Raw genomic sequence first — 18,195 nt, forward strand, 5'->3', positions numbered from 1 at the left:
CCTGGCAGCGTGAAGCCGTGCGCAGCGCGCTCGGCACCCAGATGGGCTTCGTCAGCGCGCAGAGCCTGCACTCGTCGCTCAAGGGCACCGGTTCGCAGATCGGGCTGGCGACGGTGTACCGCGCGCTCGCCGACCTGGCGCAGGAGGGCGAAGCCGACTCGTTGCAGTCGCCCGAGGGCGAGGCGCTCTACCGCGCCTGCTCGATGGTGCACCATCACCACTTGATCTGCCGCAGCTGCGGGCTCACGGTCGAGATCGAGGCCGACGAGGTGGAGTCGTGGGCGCAGAAGACCGCGGCGCTGCACGGGTTCTCGCGACCGGAGCACGTGGTCGACATCTTCGGCTTCTGCTCGGCCTGCGTGCCACCGGCCGCGCACTGACGCGGCCGGCCGCCGCGGCTCAGTTGTAGGGCTTCCAGACCGTCGCGATGACGATGTTCGCGACCGTGAGCACGCCGAGCACGGGCAGCACCCAGGAGGCGAGCGTGCTCCGCTTGCGGTAGACGAGCGCGATGACGAGGATCGCGATCAGGATGACGAGCTTCACGGCGATCTTCGCGTTGTCGACCGAGTGGCCGAGCGGATACTGGAGGCCCACGAGAAGGAGCCCGGTCGCGAGCATCACCCACGCGCCGTGCAGGATGGCCGGGATGACGCGGGCCTTGCCGGTGCGCATCGCCGGGATCTGCACCAGGACACCGCCCAACAGGCTGGCGACGCCGATGATGTGCAGAGCGAGGACGATGTTCTTCAGGATTTCCATGTGTTCGATGCCTCCAGGCGGATGGGGTGGGGGTCGGGTCAGGCTGCGGGCGAGAGTCGGCCGTCGACCATCTCGAGCACCCGGTCGCAGTGCTCCAGCACGTCGTGGTCGTGGGTGACCATGACGACGGCGACGTTCGACTCGTGCGCCTGCTCGGCGAGAACCCGCACCACCTCGTGGCTGCGGGCGCGATCCAGCGCCGCCGTCGGCTCGTCGACCAGCAGGAGGGTGGGGGCGTTCACCAGTGCGCGGGCGATGCCGACCCGCTGGCGTTCGCCGCCGGAGAGCTGTCCCGGTCGATGGTCGGCGCGGGCGGACATCCCGACCGCTTTCAGGAGCGGAGCCGGGTCGACGGCACGGTTGCCGGCCAGCCGGCCCACCAGGCGGAGCTGGTCGGCCGCGGTGAGTGCGGGAATGAGGTTTCCCGACTGGAACACGAAGCCGATCGTGTCGCGCCGGAACCGCGCCGCGGCGTTCCCGCTGAGCGCTCCGAGTTCCGTGCCGTGCACCCGCACCGTGCCGGAGTCGGCGTGCGTGAGTGCACCGGCCACGGCGAGCAGCGACGACTTGCCGGAGCCCGAGGGGCCGACGATGGCGACGAACTCACCCGGCTCCACCTGGAGCCAGACGGAGTCGAGGGCCCGCACGCGGGCGTCTCCGTCGCCGAGTTCGAGGCTGGCGTCGCGGATGTCGAGGGCGAGTGCGGGGCTCGTGGTGGCGGTGTTCATCGTTGGCCTCCGAGGGCGGCGAGGGGATCGATTCGGGAGATCCGCACGACGGCCAGCACGGCACCGATGAGCCCGAGCACGACCGTGAGGATGCTCGCGACGGCGATCGGGCCGGCCTCCAGGTCGAACGGCATGGCGTCGGGCATGATCGCACCGAAGCCCACCCCGGCGGCGACTCCGACCGCCGTGAAGCCGACGAGCAGGATGGCGGCCTGGGCGATGCTGTCGCGCAGGAGGTAGCCGCGCGACGCGCCGACCGCGCGGAGGATGGCGATCTCGCCGGTGCGCTGAATGGTCCAGACCGTGAAGAAGGCGCCGACCACCAGGGCGCAGATGGCGTAGAGGAACACCTGGATCATGGTGAGGGTCAGCGTCTCCGCCTCGTAACCGGGTGAGGCGTTGAACGACTCGGTGCGCGTCATCGTCATCGTGCCGGCCGCGTCGTCGATGGCGCCCAGGTCGGTGCTCGCCGGCGTGCGGAGTGCCACGACACTGGAGTAGTCGTAGTCGAGGGCCGCGATCTCCGCCGCGGTCGGCGCACCCGGCTGGGCGGTGTTGGAGGCGATGAGGCGCCAGGTGTCGATCGGGAGGTACGCGACATCCACGTGTCCGAAGGTGGACTGGCCCTCGGTGAACCCGACGACGGTCAGCTCGAGCCCGATCCGGTCGAGGGTGATCACGGTGCCGATATCGAGGCCCTCGGACTTCGCCGTCTCTGAGACGACGATGCCACCGAGGTTGGCGCCCACAGGGCTGCCGCTCGAGAGCTCGGGTTCGAGGAACCCGCCCGGTTCGATGCCGAATAAGGTCAGGTCGACCTGCTGGTCGCCGTCGGTCGTGCCGTTCACGATCGACACGCCCATCGGTTCGGCCTGCTCGACGCCCTCCGCCTCCTGCCAGGTGGCGAGCTGCTCGCCGTCGACGAGCGACCGGCTGAAGGCGTTGTCGGTGATGGTGCCCTCGTCGAAGGCGAACGCGGTGGCGGTCATCGATTTGAGCCCGGAGACGCCGTCGTTGACGAGGCCCGACGACAAGCCCGACAGCAGCACGACGAGGACGGCGATGAGAGCGATCACCACACCCATCAGGGTGAACCGCCCGCGGGCGAACCGTAGTTCGCGCAACGCAAGGAACATCATGACTCCGATCTCGAGGCGCACCGACGCGGGCGCACTCAAGCTTTGAACGCCCGTCATCGCAGCGATAGGGCAGGAGGTCACCGACACCGCGTCGGCAAGATACCGACAGTGTGTCACGAAAAGTTCGGAGGGACCAAATCCGGGCGGCTAGCGGGCGATCCCCTGGTCGAGGAGGCGCGTGACGAGGGCCGTCACGCTCGACGTGCTCTGACCGTGCCCGACGAGACGCATGGCCGCATTGACGATGCCCTGCACGAGCGCGGCCTGGGCCGCCGCATCCGGCACCTGCAGCTCCTCGAGGAGCGTGCGGAGCGGGGTGGTGAGCGCGTCATGCATGGCCATGATGGCGTCGAGACTCTTCGGCGAGAGGTCGGTCTGCTGCAACCCGGTGGCCAGGGTGTGCTTGCCGTCGGCGGTCATCCGGATGGTCGCCTCGACGTAGGCGTGCAGTCGCTCGCGGCCCGGGGCGACGGCTGCCATCGCGGCCTCGAGCTCACCGGCCCAGGCCTCGAACGCCTGCATCGCGATCGCGGCGAGCAGGTCGTCCTTCGAGGGGAAGTACTCGTAGAAGGTGGAGCGCGCGAGGCCCGCGCGCTCGCAGACCGACCGCGGGGTGATGGCCGAGACGCCACTCTCGGCGATGAGACCCTCGGCGGCGGCGATCAGCGCCTGCCGCTGGGCGACGCGGTGCTCCGCGACGGTGGGAGCGCTGATCTTCGGCATCGGGCCATTATGCCTCCGCAGCCACCCGCCCTGCGATTTGGCGGGAACGCACCGGTCGTCTACTATGGGCAGGTTGGGTGGAATCCTCCGCCCATTGTGAGGTGCCCACATGGCGCACCTTGCCGACAAGTCATCTTGGGTGAGGCGCTCGTCTCACGGTAACCAAATGGAGGAACCAATGGCAGCAGTCTGCCAGGTGACAGGGGCCGTACCCGGCTTCGGTCACAACATCTCGCACTCGCACCGGCGCACGAACCGCCGCTTCGACCCGAACGTGCAGAAGAAGAAGTACTACGTGCCCTCGCTTCGCCGCACCGTGACGCTGACCCTGTCGGCGAAGGGCATCAAGGTCATCGATGCCCGTGGAATCGAGTCGGTCGTCAAGGACCTGCTCGCTAAGGGAGTGAAGCTCTAATGGCAAAGCAGCAGGACGTCCGTCCCATCATCAAGCTCCGTTCGACGGCGGGCACCGGTTACACCTACGTGACCAAGAAGAACCGCCGCAACGACCCCGACCGCCTCGTGCTGAAGAAGTACGACCCGGTCATCCGCAAGCACGTCGATTTCCGTGAGGAGCGGTAAACATGGCTAAGAAGAGCAAGATCGCGCGCAACGAGCAGCGCAAGGTGATCGTCGACCGGTACGCGGCCAAGCGCCTCGAGCTGAAGAAGGCACTGGTCAGCCCGACCTCAACCGACGAGGAGCGCGAGGCGGCCCGCCTGGGTCTGCAGAAGCTCCCCCGCAACGCCTCGCCCATCCGGGTGCGCAGCCGCGACGCCGTCGACGGCCGCCCCCGCGGTGTGCTCACGAAGTTCGGCATCTCGCGTGTCCGCTTCCGTGACATGGCACACCGGGGCGAATTGCCGGGCATTACGAAGTCCAGCTGGTAAGTTACCCACGGTCATACCGACCAACCGAACTGGCCCCCGCGGCCGGGACCGTTCCACGAAAAGTGCTACTCCGGTAGCGAAGAGGTCCGAGGAGGACACCTTAAATGGCTGACAAGTCACTCAACAAGACCGAGCTCGTCGCAGCCGTCGCCGCCGCTTCCGGCCAGACGCAGGCTTCCGTCAACGAGGTTCTTGACGCTCTCTTCTCCACGCTGGCCGACTCGGTCGCTTCGGGCACCAAGGTCACCATCCCGGGCTGGCTCGCCGTCGAGCGCACCTCGCGCGCCGCTCGCACCGGCCGCAACCCGCAGACCGGCGCCACCATCGAGATCCCCGCGGGCCACTCCGTGAAGATCTCGGCCGGCTCCAAGCTGAAGGCTGCCGCCAAGTAACTCCGCACCATCCTCGAAGGGCGTCGACTCCGGTCGGCGCCCTTCGTCGTTCCCGGACGCCGCCGCGCCGCGCCATCCCATCGCGGTTCGGGAACGACGGGGATTGGCCTCGATCATCGCCAACGACGGAGGGTACGTCCGTCGTTCGCGTAAGAGTCCGTCGTTGTTGAGGGGCGGGTGGGGCGGATGCGCGGGGCGGGCGCTCAGGGTGGCGCGCGTAAAGTAGACGGGTGCTGAGAGTCGTCCGGATCGCTGGGCCCGCCACGCTCGTGGTGGTCGCGTTCGTGGCACTGCTCATCGCGCTCGGGATCGGCGGCGGCGCCGCACCGCAGCTGCTCCAGGACCCGGGTGCGGTCGTGCGCTTCGGTCTGCCCAGCGCGACGATGCTGGTGAACCTCGCGGCCTCGGGGATGATCGGGGCGATCGGCCTCGTGCTCTTCGCCATCCCGCCCGCCAGTCCCGCCTACGGTCGGGCCCTCGACGTCGCCGCCGGCTCGGCCGCCGTGTTCACGATCGCCGCCGCCTTCACCGGCTTCTTCAGCTACCTCAGCGTCACCGCCCGTGCCCTCAGCTTCGACGACACCTTCAGTCAGGGGCTCGGCCAGTTCCTCACCCAGATCGCCCTCGGCCAGGCGTGGCTGCAGACCACCCTGATCGGCGCCGTGGTCACCGTGCTCTGCTTCGCCGTGCGCAACCAGACGGCGCTGTTCTTCGTGGGGCTGCTCGCGGTGGCCTCCCTCATCCCGATGGCGCAGCAGGGCCACGCGGCCGGTACCACCGGCCACGACGCCGCCATCACCGCACTCGGGCTCCACCTCATCTTCGCGGCCGCGTGGCTCGGCGGCCTGGTCGTGATCGCGCTGCTCAGCCGGCAGATCGACACCCCGGCGCTCATCGACATCGTCACCCGCTACTCCACGGTCGCCATCGTCTGTTTCATCGTCGTCGCGACGTCGGGCTACGTCAGCGCCGAACTCCGCATCGGCTCGCTCGACCGCCTGCTGACGCCCTACGGGCTGCTGGTGCTGGTGAAAGTCGGAGCGCTGATCGCGCTCGGTGTGTTCGGTGCCCTGCACCGCCGCTTCGTCATCCGCAAGCTCGGCGACACGGGCCGGCGCCGGCACTTCTGGTGGCTCGTCGTGGCCGAACTCGGCTTCATGGGCATCGCATCCGGATTCGCCGCGGCCCTGGCCCGCACGGCCACTCCGGTGCCCGAGACCGTCCCCACCGTGCAGACGCCCGCCGAGATCCTCACCGGCTCCCCCCTGCCGCCCGAGCTCACACCGACGACGTTCCTCACCCAGTGGAACTTCGACCTCATCTGGATTCTCGTCTGCGGCTTCGGCATCTTCTTCTACCTCGCGGGCGTCATCCGCCTGCACCGCCGAGGCGACCGGTGGCCGTGGTACCGCACCGTGCTCTGGATCGCCGGGCTCCTGCTGCTCTTCTACGTCACCAACGGCGGACTGAACGTCTACGAGAAGTACCTGTTCAGCATGCACATGTTCGGGCACATGACGTTGAGCATGGCGGTGCCGCTACTGCTGGTGCCCGCGGGGCCCGTGACGCTGGCGCTGAGAGCCATCCGCAAGCGCGACGACGGAACGCGGGGCATGCGGGAGTGGATCCTGCTCGCCGTGCACTCGCGCGTCGCATCCGTCATCGCGAACCCGATCGTCGCGGGCGTGCTGTTCGCCACCAGCCTCGTGGCCTTCTACTACACCCCTCTGTTCCGCTGGGCGACCGAAGACCACATCGGGCACGAGTGGATGATCATCCACTTCCTCATCGTGGGCTACCTGTTCGTGCAGGCGCTCATCGGCATCGACCCGGTGCCGTACAAGCTGCCGTACCCGTTCCGGTTGTTGCTGCTGCTCGCGACCATGGCCTTCCACGCCTTCTTCGGATTGGCGCTGATGGAGGGCACCGGTCTGCTGCTCGCCGACTGGTTCGGCGCCACCGGCCGCGACTGGGGGCCGAGCGCGATCGAGGATCAGCAGTCGGGCGGCGGCATCGCGTGGTCGATCGGTGAGATCCCCACCTTCATCCTGGCCCTCGTCGTGGCCGTGCAGTGGAGCCGCAGCGACAAGAAGGAGACCAAGCGGCGCGACCGGAACGCCGACCGCACCGGCGAGGCCGAGCTCGGTGAGTACAACGCCATGCTCGAGAAGCTCGCGGCCCGCGACGCGCGCTGACGGGCGGGGCGGGGCGGGGCGCGAGAGCGCGGGGGTGCGCCCGGCGGCTAGGCGCGCGGGGCGAAGGTGACGGAGCCGTCGGGCTCGATCGTGAGCGAGAAGGTCACCTCGAACGGCACCGACGCGTCGAGGGTGGAGATCGTGCCGTCGAAGAGCGAGCGGATGTCGACCGTGATGTGAGCGGTGCCCGGCGCGTTCGGCACGATCCACGCATCCTGCCCCGCGAGGATCGTGAGCGTGGGATAGGCCTCGATCGACCACGTCGGCTCCGACGCGATGCGGTCGTTGACGTCCTGCCCGAACGGGCAGCCGGGCGGGTAGAGGGCGGTCTGCGCGGCGCACTCGTCGAGGAAGCCGTCGACCGTGGTCTGCACCTCGTCGAGGAAGGCGGTGGTGGGCTGCACGTCGACGATCGCGCTCACCGAGCTCTTCGGCGCGGTCGCCGCGAGGGGCACGGGATTCGCTCCGAGGTACGCCGAGCGGTGGCCGAGCACATACAGGCTCGGCACCAGCACCTCGTACTTCTGGTTCGCGTGGAAGGCGTCGGGGTCGGCGGTCTCGACGACCGCCCGCCCGGCTGTGAAGGTCGAGGCGTGCGACACCGTCACCGAAGCCGTCGCGACCGGCGTGCGCACGAAGCGCCATTCCGGGAAGAACAGCCATCCGGTGCCCGTCTGCACCACGTCGAACTCCGATTGCGCGTGGGTGCGCTGGTCGCCCGCCGACCCGCCCGTCAGCGTGTAGCTGTAGACGATGCGGTGCCGGCCGGGAACGATCTCGGTGTCGCTCTCCTCGACCACGTCGGTGAGACCGCCGAGCGCGTCGGGGCTGAGCAGTGCCGCGGTACCGGTTCCGGGAGCGTCGTCGGTGGCGAGAACGACCCCCGGGGTGGCGAGCGCGGCGTCGACGTCGTGGTGCGCGATGGCGTCGAGGTAGATGCGCACGAAGGCCGACGCGCTGTACAGCTCGCGGTTCAGGATGCCGATGGCCGAGAACAACGCGGCCATCGTGAGCAGCAGGAGACCCGCCCAGATGGCGATCGACCGACGCAGCGCGACGCGCTCATCCCCAACCGCCGAAGTCATGTCCACAGTTTAGGCGGGCTCAGTTTCTGCGCCCTCCCGGGCGGGTAGATTGGAGCGATGACCCGGCCCACCCTCTCTGCCGAACAGCAGCGGGTGTACGACCTGATCGAGGGCACCCGAAAGCACGTCTTCGTCACGGGCCGCGCGGGCACGGGCAAGTCGACCCTGCTCAATCATCTGTCGTGGAACACCGAGAAGCAGATCGTCATCTCGGCACCCACCGGCGTCGCCGCCCTGAACGTGGGCGGGCAGACCATCCATTCGCTGTTCCGCCTGCCCATCGGCGTCATCGCCGACCACGACATCGAGCAGAACGGCGAGGTGCGCAAGCTCCTCAACACCATCGACACCCTGGTCATCGACGAGGTGTCGATGGTGAACGCCGACCTGATGGATGCGATGGACCGATCGCTCCGCCAGGCGAGGCAGCGCCCGCTGGAGGCGTTCGGCGGCGTGCAGGTGGTGCTGTTCGGCGACCCCTACCAGCTGGCTCCCGTGCCGGGCGACGGCGACGAGCGCGCCTACTTCGCCGACCACTACCGGTCGATGTGGTTCTTCGACGCGAAGGTGTGGGAGGAGACCGAGCTCGAGATCGTGGAGCTCACCGAGATCCACCGCCAGCACGACGACGACTTCAAGTTCATGCTGAACGCCGTGCGCTTCGGCATGGTCACGAAAGAGATAGCGGATGCGCTGAACGGCGCAGGCGCCCGGGCGCCGCACCCCGACACCGCCATCACCCTGGCCACCCGCAACGACGCCGTGAACCGCATCAACCAGACCGCGCTCGGGCGCCTGCCCGGCCGTGTGCTGTCGGCGAAGGCCGAGATCTCGGGCGACTTCGCCGGCCGCGCCTACCCGGCCGACGTGAACCTCGAGCTCAAGGTGGGCGCGCAGGTGATGTTCCTGCGCAACGACGCCGACCAGCGCTGGGTGAACGGCACAGTCGGCACGGTGACGAAGATCGACTCGACCGTGTGGGTCGACGTCGACGGCGAAGTGCACGAGGTCGACCCCGTGGCCTGGGAGAAGTTCCGGTACTCCTACGCGCCAGAGTCCAAGCAGCTCACGAAAGAGGTGATCGGCGAGTTCACTCAGTTCCCGCTGCGGCTGGCCTGGGCGGTCACCATCCACAAGTCGCAGGGCCAGACCTACGAGGAGGCCGTGGTCGACCTCGGCTCGCGCGTGTTCAGCCCCGGGCAGACCTACGTCGCCCTCAGCCGCCTCACCTCGCTCGAGGGCCTGTACCTCACCCGCCCCCTCCGCCCGAGCGACATCATCGTCGACCAGAACGTGCTCAACTTCATGCGCCGCCGGGCCTCTGCACCCCCAACGGGGGCCGCCCCCAGACCCTAAGCGACAGATGTCAGCCGCTACTCTACTCAGAGGGGTGGAGAGGGTTACTCATGGCAACGTTGCTCTATCGCATCGGACGGTTCGCGGCCAGGCGCGGCATCGCCGTCATCGTCGGGTGGGTCGTCATCCTCGGCCTCTTCGTGGGCGGTGCGCAACTGCTCGGCGGCACGCTGGCGAGCTCGTTCGAGATTCCGGGAACCGAGTCGCAGCAGGCGATCGACATGCTCGACCAGCGTTTCCCGCAGGCATCCGGCGGTAGCGCGAAGGTGATCTACGTGGCGCCGAGCGGCGGGCAGATCGCGGATCACCAGGCACAGATCGACGACAACGCCACGAAGCTCGCGGCGCTCGACCACGTCAGCGGTGTCACCGACCCGTGGAGCCAGAACGCCAGCGGCCAGATCAACGGCGACGGCACGATGGCGTTCACCACCATCCAGTACGACGTGCCCACCACGGCGCTGACCCCGCAGGACGACCAGGACGTGGTGGACATCGGCAATCAGGCTGCCGTTGACGGAGTGACGGTTGCGTACTCGAACGTCGCCGATCCGCCCGCCGAGGGAATCGACTACACCGAGGCGATCGGCCTGGTGGTGGCCTTCATCGTGCTGCTGATCACCTTCGGGTCGCTCTTGGCGGCTGGGATGCCGCTCGTCACCGCGGTGATCGGCGTCGCCGTCACCACCACCACCATCACGATCGCCTCCGGCTTCGTCGACATCTCCTCCACCGCTCCCCTGCTCGCGACGATGCTGGGGCTCGCGGTCGGCATCGACTACGCACTGTTCATCGTGTCTCGGCACCGCGCCCAGCTCATCCGCGGGCTCGACCCGAAGGAGTCGGCGGCCATCGCCGTCTCCACCGCGGGCAGCGCCGTCGTGTTCGCGGCGCTCACCGTCATCATCGCGCTGCTCGGGCTATCGGTGGTGCAGATCCCGTTCCTCACCGTGATGGGGCTCGGCGCCGCCATCTCCGTGGTGGTGGCCGTGATCGTCGCGCTCACGCTCCTGCCCGCCATCCTGGGTCTCCTCGGCAAGAGGCTGATCCCGAAGCCGACCTCGCGGGCCGCCCGACGCGAACTCGCCGCCGACGGCACCCACCGCACGATGGGTGCACGGTGGGTGCGACTCATCACCGCCAAGCCCGTCATCACGGTCGGCGTGGTGGTGATCGGGCTGGGGATCGTCGCCATCCCCGCCGGTTCGATGAGCCTCACCCTGCCCGACGCCGGTTACGACCCGCCCGGTTCGCAGTCGCGCGAGGGCTACGACCTGCTCACCGAAGGCTTCGGCCCGGGCTTCAACGGGCCGCTGCTCATCACCGCCGACATCTCCAAGACGCTCGACATCACCGGCGCTCTCGACGCGCTGCACGATCAGTTCGTGGGGCTCGCCGACGTGGATTCGGTGAGCCAGGCCATCCCGAACAGCACGGTCGACATGGCGATCGTCTCGATCATCCCCGACAGTGGCCCCGACGACACGGCGACCAAGGACCTCGTGCAGACCATCCGCGAGATGGCGCCCGCATTCGAGGAGAAGAACGGGTTCAGCTACCAGGTCACGGGCACCACCGCCCTCGGCATCGATGTCTCGGCGCGGCTCGCGGCGGCGCTGGTGCCGTTCGGGATCGTCGTGGTGGGGCTCTGCATCATCCTCCTCACCATCGTGTTCCGCTCGCTCGCGGTGCCGCTCTCGGCGACGGTGGGGTACCTGTTGTCGGTCGGCGCATCCTTCGGCATCGTCACGGCCGTGTTCGAGTGGGGCTGGCTGGCCGACCTGCTCGGGGTGGCGAAGGTGGGGCCGGTGATCAGCTTCTTCCCGATCCTGTTGATGGCCGTGCTGTTCGGCCTCGCCATGGATTACCAGGTCTTCTTGGTGTCACGGATGCGCGAGGAGCACGTGAAGGGTGCCGACCCGCACACCGCGGTGCGGCACGGCTTCATCGGTGCCGCGCGCGTGGTGACGGCGGCCGCGTGCATCATGTTCGCCGTGTTCGCGTCGTTCGTGCCCGGCGGGAGCGCGGTGCTGCAGCCGATCGCGCTGGGACTCGCGGCCGGCGTCTTCATCGACGCGTTCATCGTGCGCATGACCTTCATCCCGGCCCTCATGATGCTGCTCGGCAAATGGGCGTGGGCGTTGCCCCGAGCACTCGGGCGCGTGCTGCCCAACGTCGACCTCGAGGGCGAGGGGGTGCGGGAGATGCTCGACGCGACGGCGTGGCGCCCGCTCGACGAGGGCGAGCATCCGTTCGCCGTGGCTGCTGAGCACGCCGTGGTAGACGGTTCGGCGGCTGCCTCCTTCGCCTTGCGGGCCGAGCCGGGCGACCTGGTGATCGTGACGGGGGCCGCGTCGACGCATCCGGATGCGGTGGTCGCCGCCATCGCCGGCCGCCAGCGCGTGCTGTCGGGCCACCTGCGGGTGCTCGACCAGGCGTTGCCCTTCCAGGCGGCGGCGTTGCGGCGGCATTCGGTGCTCGTCGAGCGGCCGGTCGAGGCGGAGGAGCCGACGCTGCGGCTCGCGTTGCCGCCCGGCGCGCTCAGCGTGCTCGAGCGCCTGCGCCGCGACCTGGGCGAGGAGCTGGGCGATCTGTGGGGGCCGGCCGTTGCAGCCGAGTGGACGTACCAGCTGGCGCTCGCCGCGGTGTCGAAGGCGCGCCTCGTGGCGGTGGACGGCAGCGGCGTGCCGACCGCGCACCTGCAGCACGCGCTCGGCATCGTGCAGACCGCTCTCCCGCTCGCGACCACGGTGGTCGTCGCCCACCACGGTGCGCGGCTGGAGATGGGCGTGCGGCGCACCGTGGTGGTGGAGCTGCGGCCCGCACCGCTCGTGCCCGAACCGGTCGAGGAGTTGGCGCCGCTGGTTCCGGCCCCGGACGCGCTCGAGCCGGCAGCGGATGCGGTCACGCCGGCTGCGGATGCGCAGAATCAGTACGACGATTCGCCAGGCGGCCTGCCGGTGGCCCCTGAAGACCCGAACCCCAGCACGCCGACCCCCAGCACAGAGAAGAGGTGACTGCGATGACGAGTCTGTCCTCCCTGGTGCGCCGCGGTGACACCGGCAGCCTGTCCCCCGTTGCGCGGCGCGTGGCCATCGTGCTCGCGGTGCTGACGCCGCTGCTCATCGCGGGCGTCGCTGTGACCGCGCTCGCGTCGCCCACTCAGTCGACGGCCTCCCCCACCGGCCCGGCGCTGCCGGCCGCCGTCGTGAACCAGGACGTCGCGGTCGACGTCACCCAGAGCGACGGCAGCACCACTCCCGTGCTCGCGGGCAAGCTCCTCGTCAGCGAGCTCACCTCCGGCACCTCCGGAGACGGTTTCACGTGGAACGTGACGGATGCGGACACCGCCTCGAGCGGGCTCAGTGCGGGGAACTACGCGGCGGTCGTGACCATCCCGTCGAACTTCTCGGCCTCCTACGTGTCGATCTCGGGTTCGGCTCCCGTGCAGGCGCAGCTGCAGGTGCAGACCAATGGCGCCAACAGCTACGTCACCGAGATGCTCGCCAGTGCTCTGTCGACGAACCTGCAGGCCGCCCTCTCGACCCAGGCCACGAAGCAGTTCGTCACGACGACTCTCGGCGCCTTCACGTCGCTGAACAGCTCCCTCGGGCAGGCCGCCGGCGCGGCCGACGAGCTCGCGAACGGAGCCGACCAGCTCGCGGCGGGATCGTCGCAGCTGGCCACGGGTCTCGCCGCCGCCGCGACGGGCGGGGCGCAGCTCAACACGGGGGCGCAGGAGCTCTCGAGCGGCTTGAACCTCATCACCGCAGCGACCACGGACCTGCCGACGTACGCGCAGGAGTTGGCCGACGGCACCGGTCTGGTGGAAGGCGGGATCGGCCTGCTGCGGGACAACGTGGGTGTTCAAGCCGCCAAGACGGTGGGGGTCATCGGCCAGCAGGAGACGACCGTGATCGGCCCGTTGGACCGGCTGATCGCGGATCTGCCCAGCGACCCCGAGGTCATCCGCGACGAACTGCGAAAGATCGCTCAGGATGCTCGAGGCGTGCGCGATGCCACCGGCGAGGTCACGGTGGGCCTCGCGTTCGACACCCTCGGCGGCTCGGCGCTGGAGTACGGCGCGGGCGTGGTGCGAACGGGGCAGCAGGCGTTCGCCGACGACCTCCCGCAGCTCACCGACGGACTCAGCGCGGCGGCCTCCGGCGCCGGGCAGCTCGCGACCGGCACGGCCGGGCTCTCCGACGGGCTGAACCAGCTCTCGTCCGGTGCCGCGCAGCTGGCCCCCGGTGCCGCGCAACTCGCATCCGGAACCCACCAGCTGGCGAGCGGCCTGCACCAGGCGACCGACGCCATCCCCACCTACACCACGGCTCAGCAGGACACGATCTCGACCGTCGTCGCGAACCCCGTGGTCACCGAGCAGTCCGACCTCGCTGCCCTGCCGAGTCCGGCCGCCGCCATCGCGGCGGTGGCCGTTCCGATGGCGCTGTGGATCGGCGCCTTCGCCATCTACCTCATGCTCACCCCGTTCACCCGGCGCGCACTCGCCTCGACGGCGTCGACCTTCCGCGTCGTGGTCGGCTCGCTCTGGCCGGCGGTGGTGCTCGGGCTCGTGCAGGCGGCGATCGTGGCGGTGGTGCTGTTCGTGGTGGGGGCGCATCCGAGCCAAGTGGCGGCGAGCATCCTGTTCTCGCTCTTCATGTCGTTCGCCTTCGTCACCCTGCATCAGGGGCTCGTCGCCCTGTTCGGGCAGGCAGGGCGCTTGCTGTCGCTCGGGCTCGTGGTAGTGCAGATCGCGGCAGCCGCCGTGATCATTCCCAACGGGTTGAGTTCACCGCTCTACACCGGCCTGTCGAGCGTGCTGCCCCTGTCGCATGCCATCACGGGAATGCAAGCGCTGATCGGCGGGGGCTCGCTCGCCGTGGTCGCTCAGGAGGCCGCCGTGCTCCTGGTGTTCGCGGGGATCGGGCTGGCGCTCAGCCTCATCGCCGTCACCCGGCGCCGGTCGCGCAACCTCGTCGCCCCCACTCCCCCGGGCCTCGCGGCCGCTCCCCTGACGCCGGCGCCGACTGCGGGCTGACTGCCCGCGGGCGCAGCCGGATACGCGGCGGCAGCGGGCTACGCGGCGGCAGCGGCCTTCGCGTCGGCGAGGTCGAGGAACAGTTCGGTGTTGAACCGGTACGCCACCATCACCTCGTCGATCACGCGGTCGCGCTCCGCGTCGTCCCAGTCGACGGCGTCGAGCTGCGCCCGGTAGACCTCCTTGAACTCCTTCGGCTTCGCGATGTCACCGAAGAGGTAGAAGCCCACCCCGTTGGTCTCGAAGCCGAACTGTCGCTGCATGAGGGTGCGGATGATCTGCCCACCCGACAGGTCGCCGAGGTAGCGCGTGTAGTGGTGGGCGATGAAGCCGCCGTTCCAAGTGGCTGCCACCTCGTTGATGCGGTCGACGTAGCGCGCCGTCGTGGGCAGGGGCGTGATCTGCTCCCGCCAGTCGTCCCCGATCAGGAATCGCAGGTCTTCTTCGATCGCGGGCAGCCGGGTCAGCTTCGGCGAGATGAACGCCGCCGCCACCGGGTCGTTCTTCATGCGATCGGCGGCGGCTTCGAGCGCCTCGTAGATGAAGAAGTGCTGCGCCACGAGGGCAATGTAGTCGTCGCGGGTGCCCTTCCCGCTCATCAGGTCGGTCATGAAACCGGCGCCCTCGCTGTCGCTGTGACCGGTCCAGGTGCGCTCACGAAGAGCTTGCGAGAAGGGGATTACGGCAGCCATTTGCTCATTCCACGACGAGGTAAGTGTTACCTAACTTTAGCGGAGGATGGTGCCCGCGTTTCCACGAATTTCGTGAGAGTCGGATGCGCGGCGCCCCGCGCATCCGTATCAGGCGTGCGGTCGGGGCTCGACGCCGAGCACGGCGCAGGCTTCGTCGTAGAGGGCCACGATCTCGCGGCGAACCTCGGCGCGCTCGGTGATGGGGCCGTTCGGCCACGCGACGGATGCGCGGGGGGTGCCGCCCGCCGTCGTCACCTCCCACACTCCCCCGTCGCCGTCGAAGTCGACCATCGTGCTGGCCGTGGCGTCGGGTGCGACGAAGGCGCGGGCGATGAGCAGGTTGTCGTCGGTGTGGTCGCCGTTCATGTGGCGGAGGACGGCGTCGACGATGTCGGAGGAGAAACGGGTCACGTCGAGCAACGCTAGTCGAGGAGCTGAGCCTGCAGGAAATAGGTCGACCGGGCGAAGGCGAGCGCCGCCGCGTTCTTATCGAGCAGTTCGAGCACGGTCGCGTTCGCGAAACCGTCCGCGGTGGCGGCGTAGCTGTACTGGGTGACCGGGGTGCCGTGCTCCTTCAGGCGGCTCACGAACACGTCGACGTCGAGGCCGTTCGTCCAGTCGTTCAGCTGTGGCCGGTGCAGCAGCACCGGGCACGGGATGATGCCGTTCGCCTCGTCGCCGAGCACCGCGTAGTAGGCGACCACCGCATCCGCATCGCCGCTCTGTGCGAGGCGCAGCGCGAGCCGCCCGCCGAGGCCCAGCCCGATGATGCCGACACGGGGCGCGCCCTGGGCGCGCCCGAGGGCCACGGCGTCGTCGAGCGTCGCCAGCGCGAACCCCTCGTCGATGCGCGCCACGAGCTCGTCGGCACCAGCCAGCTGCACGGTGGCCACGCCGTCGAACAGGTCGGGAACGACCACGAAGAATCCCTGATTGGCGAGGGATTTCGCGTACGCCTCGAGATAGGGCAGGCGCCCGTACGCATCGTGGACCAGCACGATCGCCGGCCGCCCGGGCTCACCGAACTCGAGAGGCCAGCCCGGAGACGGAATGTCGACGAATTCGGCCACGCAACCTCCGCTCGTTGCCCCAATTCTTGCATGGCGGGCCCGAACGGGCGGTGCGCCGACCCTGCGCTCAAGCTGCGCCGAGGTGCGCGACGTGCCGTTCGGTCTGCGCGAGGGCCGATGCGAGATAGAAGCCGCGCAGGTTGGCCCATCCCGCCGTCCAGTGGACGCGTTCGGCGATCTGCCAGACCGTGGCGTGCGGATGCTCGCGACGCACCGCCGCGACCTCGGCCGACCGCGCGAGGTGGTGCCGCCGGGTGACCGCCACCCGTTCGGCGAGCCCGGTGAAGCGGTAGCCGTGGCCCGGGAAGACCTTCGGCGGGGAGGCGGGGTCGTCGAGGGCGGCGACGCGGTCGAGCGAGGTGAGGTAGTCCGCGATCGGGTCGACCGCCGGGCCGCCGAGGCCGATGCCGGGGAAGATCGCGGGCAGCACGTGGTCGCCGGTGAACAGGATGTCGCGATCGAGGTCGTGCAGGCAGAGGTGTCCCGGCGTGTGCCCCGGCGTGTGCAGGGCCCGGATGCGGCGCCCCGGCACCGCGAGCACCTCCCCGTCGTCGAGCAGCAGGTCGGCGCGGAAGTCGGTCTCGGCGCCCCCGCTGGCGGCGCGATCGGCCGCGGCGGCCAGTTCGGGCATCCGTTCCGCCGGCACACCCCAGGCCTCCGCGTTCGCCAGCACCGTCTCGCGTTGCGAGGAGGCGGCCGCGAGCAGGCGGCGCAGCGACTCCTGCTCCGCGCGGTGCAGCGCCACCGGGACGCCCAGTTCGTGCCTCAGCCGCTCGGCGAGGCCGAGGTGGTCGCGGTGCAGGTGCGTGACGACGATCGAGGCGAGCGGAGAGGTCGTCGTCGCGATCTCGCCCAGCAGCCGGAGGAGCCGCGCGTGGTTGACCTCGGAGTCGAAGCCGGGATCGACGACGTGCACGCCCCCACCGCCGTCCCGGATGAGATAGCTCAGCGAATAGTGCGGCGAGTGCTCGCCCGGCATGGGTTGCGGCAGCACCCAGACGTCGTCGCCGGCCGGCCGGCCGTCGGGCGCGGGCCCGCCTGACGTCTCGGCGGCGTACTCCAGGTCGTCGAGCGCCCGCATCAGGGCAGCAGGGCGATCGTGTCGAGGAACAGCCGCGCGTAACGCTCGCGGTCGACATCGAGTGCCACGTCGACCTCCACCGGCTGCGGCAGGGCTCCCGCTCGCGGGTGTGCGGCCGCGTGGATCGCATCCTCCCCCGTGCGCCGGCGCCGGTCGACGATCGTCTGACCTCGCGCGAAACCGGCCAGTTCGACGCGCACCGGGTGAGGCTCGACGCGGAGCGCCCCCGGGTCGACGAGGGCGCAGAGCGCGCCGGCGTCGCCGATGTGGCCGGAGTAGGGGGCGATGTCCTGCGAGGCAGGGATCGCCGCCGGTGAGTCCTGGGCCGGCGACACCGCATCCGGGTCGTCCGCCATACGGAAGTGCAGCAGCCGGCCGGCGAGCCGAGCGGATGCGCGGGGCGACGCCGCGAGGTCGTCGGCGTCCGGCTCGGCGACGGTGACCTGGTTGAAGACGTCGAGGCCGTACATGAAGGCCGGCACGCCGGAATCCAGCACGATCGCGGCCGCTTCGGGGTCGTGCCAGACGTTGAACTCGGCCACCGGAGTGGCGTTGCCGACGCTCGCCGAGCCACCCATGAACAGGATGCGCTCGATGCGAGGTGCGAGCTCGGGGTGCTGGCGGAGCAGTAGGGCGAGGTTGGTCTGCGGCGCGAGAGCGACGACGGTGACGGGTTCGGGCGCGTCAAGCAGGAGATCGCGGAGCAGGTCGACGGCATGGCGCTCGTCCCGCGAGCGGCGGGAACGGCTCGCGAACTCGGCCTCCGAGGTGAGATCGCCCAGGCCGTCGGCGCCGTGCACGTGCGACGGTCGCGCCGGCTCGATCAAGGGGCGGAGCGCCCCGCCGGCAACGGGGAGATCGGGTGCCCCGGCGACGTCGAGCACCCGGAGGGTGTTCTCGACGACATTGTCGAGCGATGTATTCCCGGCGACGCATGTGATTCCCAGCAGCTCGATGCGGGGGTGGCCGACCGCGAACAGAATGGCCAGGGCGTCGTCGACACCCGTGTCGACGTCGAGCAGAACCGGGGTGCGCATG

Annotated in this window: 19 protein-coding genes; 9 read left to right on the forward strand and 10 right to left on the reverse strand. The window is 69.6% G+C overall.

What is annotated here, in order from left to right:
* Positions 1 to 41: 41 nt before the first annotated feature.
* Complete coding sequence (locus AC3WLB_RS19640; RefSeq protein ID WP_051047981.1) at positions 42 to 380, forward strand: Fur family transcriptional regulator; 339 nt, start codon at positions 42 to 44, stop codon at positions 378 to 380.
* Positions 381 to 399: 19 nt separating this feature from the next.
* Here the strand turns inward: AC3WLB_RS19640 and AC3WLB_RS19645 are convergent, their stop codons facing one another.
* From AC3WLB_RS19645 to AC3WLB_RS19660, 4 genes are all read right to left on the reverse strand, one after another.
* On the reverse strand, positions 400 to 762 hold the full coding sequence (locus AC3WLB_RS19645) for a hypothetical protein (protein WP_492508884.1): 363 nt from the start codon (positions 760 to 762) through the stop codon (positions 400 to 402).
* 38 nt (positions 763 to 800) lie between these two features.
* Positions 801 to 1,490 carry an ABC transporter ATP-binding protein gene (locus AC3WLB_RS19650; protein WP_492508886.1) on the reverse strand — a complete coding sequence of 230 codons (690 nt, stop codon included), beginning with the start codon at positions 1,488 to 1,490 and terminating at the stop codon, positions 801 to 803.
* Complete coding sequence (locus AC3WLB_RS19655; RefSeq protein WP_492508888.1) at positions 1,487 to 2,686, reverse strand: ABC transporter permease; 1,200 nt, start codon at positions 2,684 to 2,686, stop codon at positions 1,487 to 1,489. Before AC3WLB_RS19655 ends, AC3WLB_RS19650 begins: the two co-directional genes overlap by 4 nt.
* Positions 2,687 to 2,776: 90 nt before the next feature.
* On the reverse strand, positions 2,777 to 3,352 hold the full coding sequence (locus tag AC3WLB_RS19660; protein WP_492508890.1) for a TetR/AcrR family transcriptional regulator: 576 nt from the start codon (positions 3,350 to 3,352) through the stop codon (positions 2,777 to 2,779).
* A gap of 178 nt (positions 3,353 to 3,530) precedes the next feature.
* On the opposite strand from AC3WLB_RS19660, the gene rpmB reads away from it, so the two are divergent.
* The 5 genes from rpmB (at position 3,531) to AC3WLB_RS19685 (ending at position 6,829) form a co-directional block, all read left to right on the forward strand.
* Positions 3,531 to 3,767: a 50S ribosomal protein L28 gene (gene rpmB / locus AC3WLB_RS19665; protein ID WP_022897488.1), complete on the forward strand. Its 237-nt coding sequence runs from the start codon at positions 3,531 to 3,533 to the stop codon at positions 3,765 to 3,767.
* A complete protein-coding gene (rpmG, locus tag AC3WLB_RS19670; protein ID WP_022897487.1) occupies positions 3,767 to 3,934 on the forward strand; it encodes a 50S ribosomal protein L33 in 168 nt (55 codons plus the stop codon). The genes rpmB and rpmG overlap by 1 nt, the downstream gene beginning before the upstream one ends.
* A 2-nt stretch (positions 3,935 to 3,936) precedes the next feature.
* Positions 3,937 to 4,242 (forward strand): 30S ribosomal protein S14, encoded by a 306-nt coding sequence (gene rpsN / locus AC3WLB_RS19675; protein WP_022897486.1) that lies wholly within the window; start codon positions 3,937 to 3,939, stop codon positions 4,240 to 4,242.
* Between the two features lie 104 nt (positions 4,243 to 4,346).
* Positions 4,347 to 4,634 carry an HU family DNA-binding protein gene (locus AC3WLB_RS19680; protein ID WP_022897485.1) on the forward strand — a complete coding sequence of 96 codons (288 nt, stop codon included), beginning with the start codon at positions 4,347 to 4,349 and terminating at the stop codon, positions 4,632 to 4,634.
* A 230-nt stretch (positions 4,635 to 4,864) separates the two neighbouring features.
* Positions 4,865 to 6,829, forward strand: coding sequence for a bifunctional copper resistance protein CopD/cytochrome c oxidase assembly protein (locus AC3WLB_RS19685; RefSeq protein WP_492508893.1), 1,965 nt, complete (start codon positions 4,865 to 4,867; stop codon positions 6,827 to 6,829).
* Between the two features lie 47 nt (positions 6,830 to 6,876).
* On the opposite strand, the gene AC3WLB_RS19690 is transcribed toward AC3WLB_RS19685, so the two are convergent.
* Positions 6,877 to 7,914 (reverse strand): hypothetical protein, encoded by a 1,038-nt coding sequence (locus AC3WLB_RS19690; RefSeq protein WP_492508895.1) that lies wholly within the window; start codon positions 7,912 to 7,914, stop codon positions 6,877 to 6,879.
* A 57-nt stretch (positions 7,915 to 7,971) separates the two neighbouring features.
* Between AC3WLB_RS19690 and AC3WLB_RS19695 the strand changes: the two genes are divergently transcribed.
* From AC3WLB_RS19695 to AC3WLB_RS19705, 3 genes are read left to right on the forward strand one after another with little or no spacing between them, the layout of a single operon-like run.
* The gene (locus AC3WLB_RS19695; RefSeq protein WP_492508897.1) at positions 7,972 to 9,270 is read left to right on the forward strand and encodes an ATP-dependent DNA helicase; all 1,299 of its coding nucleotides are present in this window, start codon (positions 7,972 to 7,974) and stop codon (positions 9,268 to 9,270) included.
* 50 nt (positions 9,271 to 9,320) lie between these two features.
* The gene (locus AC3WLB_RS19700) at positions 9,321 to 12,287 is read left to right on the forward strand and encodes an MMPL family transporter (RefSeq protein WP_492508899.1); all 2,967 of its coding nucleotides are present in this window, start codon (positions 9,321 to 9,323) and stop codon (positions 12,285 to 12,287) included.
* Between the two features lie 5 nt (positions 12,288 to 12,292).
* Positions 12,293 to 14,314: a YhgE/Pip domain-containing protein gene (locus tag AC3WLB_RS19705; RefSeq protein ID WP_492508901.1), complete on the forward strand. Its 2,022-nt coding sequence runs from the start codon at positions 12,293 to 12,295 to the stop codon at positions 14,312 to 14,314.
* Positions 14,315 to 14,352: 38 nt separating this feature from the next.
* Here AC3WLB_RS19705 and AC3WLB_RS19710 read toward each other — a convergent pair whose 3' ends face one another.
* From AC3WLB_RS19710 to AC3WLB_RS19730, 5 genes are all read right to left on the reverse strand, one after another.
* Positions 14,353 to 15,006: a biliverdin-producing heme oxygenase gene (locus AC3WLB_RS19710; RefSeq protein WP_022897475.1), complete on the reverse strand. Its 654-nt coding sequence runs from the start codon at positions 15,004 to 15,006 to the stop codon at positions 14,353 to 14,355.
* Positions 15,007 to 15,114: 108 nt separating this feature from the next.
* On the reverse strand, positions 15,115 to 15,417 hold the full coding sequence (locus AC3WLB_RS19715) for a DUF2470 domain-containing protein (protein WP_031283539.1): 303 nt from the start codon (positions 15,415 to 15,417) through the stop codon (positions 15,115 to 15,117).
* Positions 15,418 to 15,428: 11 nt separating this feature from the next.
* Complete coding sequence (locus tag AC3WLB_RS19720; protein ID WP_492508903.1) at positions 15,429 to 16,076, reverse strand: dienelactone hydrolase family protein; 648 nt, start codon at positions 16,074 to 16,076, stop codon at positions 15,429 to 15,431.
* A 67-nt stretch (positions 16,077 to 16,143) separates the two neighbouring features.
* Entirely contained in the window at positions 16,144 to 17,157 is a 1,014-nt protein-coding gene (locus AC3WLB_RS19725; RefSeq protein WP_492508905.1) for an MBL fold metallo-hydrolase, read from the reverse strand.
* Positions 17,157 to 18,194, reverse strand: a complete 1,038-nt coding sequence (locus tag AC3WLB_RS19730) for a nucleoside hydrolase (protein ID WP_492508907.1) — start codon at positions 18,192 to 18,194, stop codon at positions 17,157 to 17,159. The genes AC3WLB_RS19725 and AC3WLB_RS19730 overlap by 1 nt, the downstream gene beginning before the upstream one ends.
* Position 18,195 lies beyond the last annotated feature (1 nt).

Source organism: Herbiconiux sp. FW305-C-125, from assembly GCF_058783455.1.